7 protein-coding genes are annotated in these 6157 nt (G+C 44.4%); all 7 read left to right on the top strand.

Annotated features, from left to right (window positions below; genetic code table 11):
* Positions 1 to 816, top strand: an 816-nt coding sequence (locus tag AAF462_09320) for an alpha/beta hydrolase (GenBank protein ID MEM7009317.1), incomplete at its 5' end; no start/stop codon positions are given.
* Between the two features lie 123 nt (positions 817 to 939).
* Positions 940 to 1989 (top strand): alpha/beta hydrolase, encoded by a 1050-nt coding sequence (locus AAF462_09325; protein ID MEM7009318.1) that lies wholly within the window; start codon positions 940 to 942, stop codon positions 1987 to 1989.
* Between the two features lie 131 nt (positions 1990 to 2120).
* Positions 2121 to 2498: a hypothetical protein gene (locus AAF462_09330; protein ID MEM7009319.1), complete on the top strand. Its 378-nt coding sequence runs from the start codon at positions 2121 to 2123 to the stop codon at positions 2496 to 2498.
* A gap of 46 nt (positions 2499 to 2544) precedes the next feature.
* On the top strand, positions 2545 to 3423 hold the full coding sequence (locus tag AAF462_09335; GenBank protein ID MEM7009320.1) for a DMT family transporter: 879 nt from the start codon (positions 2545 to 2547) through the stop codon (positions 3421 to 3423).
* A 1-nt stretch (position 3424) separates the two neighbouring features.
* Positions 3425 to 4303, top strand: a complete 879-nt coding sequence (locus AAF462_09340; GenBank protein MEM7009321.1) for a DMT family transporter — start codon at positions 3425 to 3427, stop codon at positions 4301 to 4303.
* A gap of 2 nt (positions 4304 to 4305) precedes the next feature.
* Positions 4306 to 5184, top strand: coding sequence for a DMT family transporter (locus tag AAF462_09345; protein ID MEM7009322.1), 879 nt, complete (start codon positions 4306 to 4308; stop codon positions 5182 to 5184).
* 34 nt (positions 5185 to 5218) lie between these two features.
* Complete coding sequence (locus AAF462_09350) at positions 5219 to 6076, top strand: DMT family transporter (protein ID MEM7009323.1); 858 nt, start codon at positions 5219 to 5221, stop codon at positions 6074 to 6076.
* Positions 6077 to 6157 lie beyond the last annotated feature (81 nt).

Raw genomic sequence — 6157 nt, forward strand, 5'->3', positions numbered from 1 at the left:
GCATCAGCTGAGTCAAGAGGGGCAAATCCAGTGAGGCCCGCAATTGTATTCATACACGGCGGCGCTTGGTTAGCAGGAGATAAAGAGGATGTGCTCGATGAGCCCGTTATCCTTGATGCAGCAGAGCAGGCTGGATTTCATCTTATCTCAGTTGGCTATCGTTTGGCCGGAATAGCTCCTGATACCGCTCCTTGGCCCGCGCAGATTCATGATGTTAATGCAGCGATCAGATGGATAAAACAAAACGCTGCTATGCTCGATGTAGATCCTGAAAGACTTGTTTTAGTCGGCGGATCTGCGGGAGCTCATATAGCCGCAGCCGCAGCTTATGGGTCTGATGTGAATGAGCTGCAGGGTCCAGAGAACCTGGTACCCCCAACACAGACCGATGTCGCTTTGGCGTTTCTAATCTTCGGCGCATATGATATGAATATGATTTCACAGGACGGTTTTGATCTTGTGGATGACGGGACTTGCAATGTTTTAGACCTTGTCGGAATTACTGCAGTTGTAGTTCTTCTTGATTGCGGTTTTTCTCTTGAAGTAGATCCTCTTGCGGGATGCAGCCAAGATGCATTAGATTCTGCAAGCCCTGTTATGAATGTGGATAGCTCAGATCCTCCGTCCTATCTTGTCCACGGACGAGATGACTGTGTTGTTCCATATCTTCAAACGGTCGGTATGGAGTCTGCATTGAATATTGCTGGTGTGACAAACGAGACTATGATCGTGGCGGACGGTGTACACGATTCGATGTCATTGATGCTTGATGTTGAGGGGATCCTAGAGTTTATTGACGATAATATGGAGCCATAGTTCTCAAGTATCCTATTAAGAATTATTAATTTCCCGGGCGCACGTGCAGTGCGCCCAATTCCAAGGTATATTATTGTTTTGCAGTAAATTTCTCGCCCATTAGGGATGGTGTGATTTTTTCAGATGAAATCAGGATTTTCTAAAAGCTTATTTACAGCTCTAATTTTATCTATAATTGCGGTTATGATAGCGGGCTGTGAGTGGATGGGAGACTCTCAAAAGAGTTTTGAGTCCGTTGCCACAGAAGATGTTATCTCAAGCTCAAGGCTATCTGAACCACTGGAGTATACATATGTTGCGGACGGTCATGAGCGTCAGAAGCTTGATTTCTATGCATATGAAGAAAAGTCCGAAGTGGCTAGACCTACGCTTATCTGGATTCACGGCGGAGCTTGGATTGCCGGGGATAAAAGAAAGATTGACCCTCTTGCCTACCGCATAGCAGGGCTTGGGAAATATAACCTCATATCAATAAACTACCGGCTTGCAAACGACACTCAGGCTCCATGGCCAGAGATTATTTATGACGTAAACGCGGCCGTAAGATGGGCCAAATCAAACGCAGCTAAGCTCGGAATAGATCCGGACAAATTAATCATTGCCGGAGAGTCGGCAGGTGCACACCTAGCGGCTATGTCCGCTTTTGCTGCAGATGCAGATGAGCTTAGGGGTGATCAAAACCCAGGTCCTACGACTGATGTAAGAGCGGCGATATTGTTCTATGGCGCTTATAACATGAGCAGCCTTGCGGTGCAGAAAAATAGCGCTGTTAAGTCAGGCATGTGTGATGAGCCTCAGTACTCAAGCCCGATTTTAGAACTTCTGGACTGCTCTGAAACCCATGACGAAAGATACAACATCGACAGCTGTGACCTTAAAAAAGTAAGGGCGGCTGATCCATGTGCATACGTAACAAAAAAGGCCCCTCCTGTCTACATCGCCCACGGCGAGAAAGACTGCATCGTTCCCTGGGGACAGAGTAAGGCGCTTCACGATGAGCTTAATGACGCCGGGGTTAAAAACGTGTTTATCTCAGTTGAGGACGGGCAGCATAACATTAACTCTTTAGGCATAGAGCCAAGAAACGTTGTAGCGTTTATACAAGAAAGCCTAGTTGAAGAGAAAGAAAGCGTCTCTGATGCTGATCAGCCCTCAGCACCTACAAAGAATTAAGCGGGAAGGCCCCGCAGCCAACTATTTTCCACAAAACAAAAAGTTATGAAAATTATGTTAGCGGACTTTGTCCGTATCCTGTAAAATAAGAGATAGGTGGATGTAAATATAAGACTAAAGGAAGTTGTACAATGGATTTAAGAATTAAACATGTCTCGGGGCTCGGCTTTACCCCTGGGAGTTATGTGACAATAAAAAGATCAGGCGAGCAGCTAGTATTTCAAGGAGTTCAAGGCAAAGAATCTGTCTCCGGATTTAAAGGCGTAAATGAGGCTAAGGTTGAGAAAGTTGAGATTCAGAAAAAGATTCATATTGCCGATATTGTCAGCATAAAGCTAAACCCAAATGTCGAATCCTCAAGTGACTACGGCACGGTGGTCAAAACCTTTATCATCCTCACAATCCGCCACGATTCAGGCGTGATCTATGATGCGCTTTTGGCGGGGGATGAAATTAAGCGCATAACCCCAGCTTATAACGAATTTATTGCAATGATCACAGGCGGATAAAAATTCTGTAATATTTCTCACTTATTAATGTTAAGCTCTATGTGCGATGCTGGTTAATATTTTAATTCTCATTTATCTCGCTGCCGCATGGGGCGGAGCATTTTCTCTCCTAAAATACAATTTAAGAACTATCGGTCCTGTAACAGAAATGGCGGCAAGGGCTATTGTTGCTTTTGTTGCACTACTGATTTTATGCCTAATATTAAAAAAGGATTTAAGGTCCGGGATAAAGAACTGGCCAGGCTATTTGGTGTTTGCGCTGCTAGGGATTGTGCAGCTATGGCTGGCTGATGCCTATGGACTAAAGTACATTTCATCAGGGCTTGCGTCTGTCATGGTCAGTGTTGCCCCTCTCACAACTTTTGTTATCACAGCAGTAGTTCTGCGTGATGATAAGATAACTCTCTCAAATGTCACCGGTCTTCTTTTAGGGCTGGTGGGATTGGTCTTGGTAATAGGTGTCGACAACATAGTTTCAGGCGGCGCAGAGCTCCTTGGAGTTGCTCTTGTTGTGGGCGGTTTTATGCTATTTGCGCTAAACGGCGTTTTAGCTCCAAGGCTGGTTAAACGCGCAGACCCTATTATTGCGACTACGTACTACATCGGTATGAGCACTGTTATACTTATCGTGCTTGCTTTCATTATCGAGGCCCCTTTGCAGATGAAGTGGGGGCTAGATAATATCGCAGTTGAGATTATTGTCGGCTTAATCCCCACAGCAGGCGGTTTTGTAGGGTTCTACTATATGATTAAGCATGCCGGGCCGCTTTTTGCCTCGACCACTTTTTACCTTATGCCAATTTTTGGAATGCTTTTTGCTGTTGTTTATATGGGAGAAAAAACTAATATGCTTCAGATGGTAGGTATTGGTGTTGTGATCTTAGGGCTTTATCTAATAAATAGAAATAAAATGAAGGAATCTTAATTTGATTAAGAACTTACTCGCGCTCATATATGTCTCAGTCGCATGGGGATCAGCGTTTGTACTGATCAAATACACCGAGCAGACAATTGGGCCTCTCAGCGTTCAAGCGGGCAGATGCACTATCGGTTTTTTAGCGCTACTTATAATCTCTCTGGTTTTGAGGCGAGACTTAGTAGGCCATGCAAAAAACTGGTTTGCCTGGCTTGTCTTTGCAGTGCTGGGCATTGTTTTGATGTGGGTCGCAGTTGGATTAGGAGAGGAATATATTACCGCAGGTCTCACATCAGTTATGGTCACAGTAGCGCCCCTTGTCACATTCATTATTACTGTGTTTTTTCTCAGAACGGAGCGATTTAGCGTAATTGGTGTAATAGGTCTTTTGGTTGGAGCTCTGGGGCTCGTATTTGTGGTAGGTCTAAAAAACATTCTAGGCGGAAGCTCTGTATTAATAGGAGCTCTTCTAATTGCCTCAGGATATACATTGTTTGCAATAAACGGCATAATTGCGCCCATGCTTGCTCAAAACGCGGATCCTTTAGCAGCAAGTGTTTACTACACAGGCTTTGCAACTGTAATGCTTTGGATAATCACATTCATCTTCGGAGACCCTACGAGTATAAAACTGACCACGGGCAATATCACAGCGGAGCTCATAATGGGAGTTTTCAGTTTTGCTAGCGGATTCGTAGTTTATTATTGGCTTCTGAATCGCGCCGGGCCGTTTTTCTCCTCTATGACATTTTATTTGATTCCGATTGTGGGAATCTTGGGCGGATTCCTGGTTTTAAGTGAAAGTATCAGGATTTCCCAAGTAGTTGGTATGATGATTGTCTTTCTTGGCGTTTATCTGATAAATAGAGTAAAGTTCAAACAAGGCTAAAGATGGTATTAAATGTAACAGTTCTGATGTTTGTGGCGGCGTTTTGGGCATTTACATTTATCTTCCTAAAGATAGAAGAGCGCACGATTACGCCTATCACAATTATGTTCGGGCGCTCCATAATAGCCTTTGTGTTTTTATTCATCGTAGCGCTTATTCTAAGAAAAGACCTTTTAGCCCATGTTAAAGATGCTTGGAAGTTTTTTACCTTTGCGCTTCTGGGAATATCTGCCCTTTGGATTAGTCTTGCCTTTGGCCAGGAGCACGTAAGCGCTGGGGTTGCATCAGTTATCGTCACAACAACACCTCTTCTCACATTTGTAATTCTGGTACTAATCTTAAAAGAAGAGCATTTTAGTTTTCAAGGCCTACTTGGCCTATTAATTGGAGTAGCGGGAATTGTTCTCGTAATAGGCATAAGCAAAATTATGGGCGGCGGATCAACCTTAAAAGGCGTGCTCCTAATATTCGGCGGCTTTGTATGTTTCACAATAAACGGCATCTTGGTTGCTAAATTGGCAAAGACAATAGACCCTGTTATTACATCTACCTGGTTTCTGTTCTTCGCCTCCATTATCCTTGGCGCTCTCGCGTTTATATTTGAGAGCCCGATGTCGCTCCCTTGGACTGGGGAGACCATTGCCGCAGAGCTTGCGCTTGGACTGATTTGCACTGGCCTAGGCTATTTTGGCTACTACTTCATTATCTACAGAGAGGGGGCATATTTCTCCTCATTCATTTTCTACTTCATCCCGGTGTTCGGACTTTTGGCCGGGCATCTCGTTTTAAACGAAAAAGTGGTATTATCTCAAATTATAGGTGTTATTATGATTGTCGGCGGCGTATATCTTGTAAACCGGGCTAAGCTCAAGGGAGGATGATTCTAAAAGCTCCATGGTCAAATCAACCTTACTCATGCTCTACATTGCTCTTGTATGGGCGAGTGCAATTCTCTTTGTAAAAACTGAAGAATCTACAGTTCCGCCCTTAACTATTATGGCAGGCAGAGCGATTTTTGCCTTTCTCACCATGTACGTTATCGCCCTTGCGACTCGCACAAAGATGACGGGTCTCTTAAACTACATGCCCAAGTTTATATTCCTCTCGCTCATAGGAATTGTGATTGTGTGGGCCGGGCTCGCATTCGGCCAAGAGTATCTATCCGTAGGCCTCGCGTCAGTGCTCGTTACCGTAACACCTCTTTCAACGTTTATTCTTCTCGTATTCATCCTAAGAATGGAGCCGTTTAAATTAAGCGGCGTAGGCGGATTACTCTTAGGCCTCGTGGGCCTTGTGCTTGTGATTGGTCTTCACAGAATACTAGCCGGCGGCTCAACTCTGCTTGGCGTTTTCTACATCGGCGGCGCGTTCATACTCCTTGCCATAAACGGCATTTTGATAATGAAGTGGCTGCGTGATATAAACCCAATTATCACCACAATGTATCTGATCATGTTCGGCGCAATATTTTTGACCGCACTGGCATTTATCTTCGAGAGCCCTGAGCAGGTGCCTTGGACAAGAGACACAATCCTAAGCGAGCTTGTGCTTGCAATAATATGCACCGCGAGCAGTTACTTTGGCTACTTCTACCTGATCAAAAGCGCCGGGGCGTTCTTTGCCTCGTTTATATTCTACTTCCTTCCGATATTCGGCCTTTTAGAAGGGCGCATCTTCAGAGCTGAGCCAATCACCATACTCCAAGTGGTCGGCGTCGCCCTTGTTTTTCTTGGAATTTATATTATAAATAGAGAAAAGTTTAAAAAAGGCTGACATGCTCACAAACGTTCTAGTTTTAATTGGAGTCTCAACTGTTTTTACGTTCACATTCGTGTTCTTAAAAATTGAAGAGAA

The sequence above is a fragment of the Thermodesulfobacteriota bacterium genome, from assembly GCA_039028315.1.
Taxonomy (GTDB): Bacteria; Desulfobacterota_D; UBA1144; order Nemesobacterales; family UBA2774; genus CR02bin9.

Bases quoted from the DNA above. Each gene is read 5' to 3' on its own strand.
- AAF462_09325 (MEM7009318.1), top strand. From the start codon at position 940: ATGAAATCAGGATTTTCTAAAAGCTTATTTACAGCTCTAATTTTATCT.
- AAF462_09330 (MEM7009319.1), top strand. From the start codon at position 2,121: ATGGATTTAAGAATTAAACATGTCTCGGGGCTCGGCTTTACCCCTGGG.
- AAF462_09335 (MEM7009320.1), top strand. From the start codon at position 2,545: ATGCTGGTTAATATTTTAATTCTCATTTATCTCGCTGCCGCATGGGGC.
- AAF462_09345 (MEM7009322.1), top strand. From the start codon at position 4,306: ATGGTATTAAATGTAACAGTTCTGATGTTTGTGGCGGCGTTTTGGGCA.
- AAF462_09350 (MEM7009323.1), top strand. From the start codon at position 5,219: ATGCTCTACATTGCTCTTGTATGGGCGAGTGCAATTCTCTTTGTAAAA.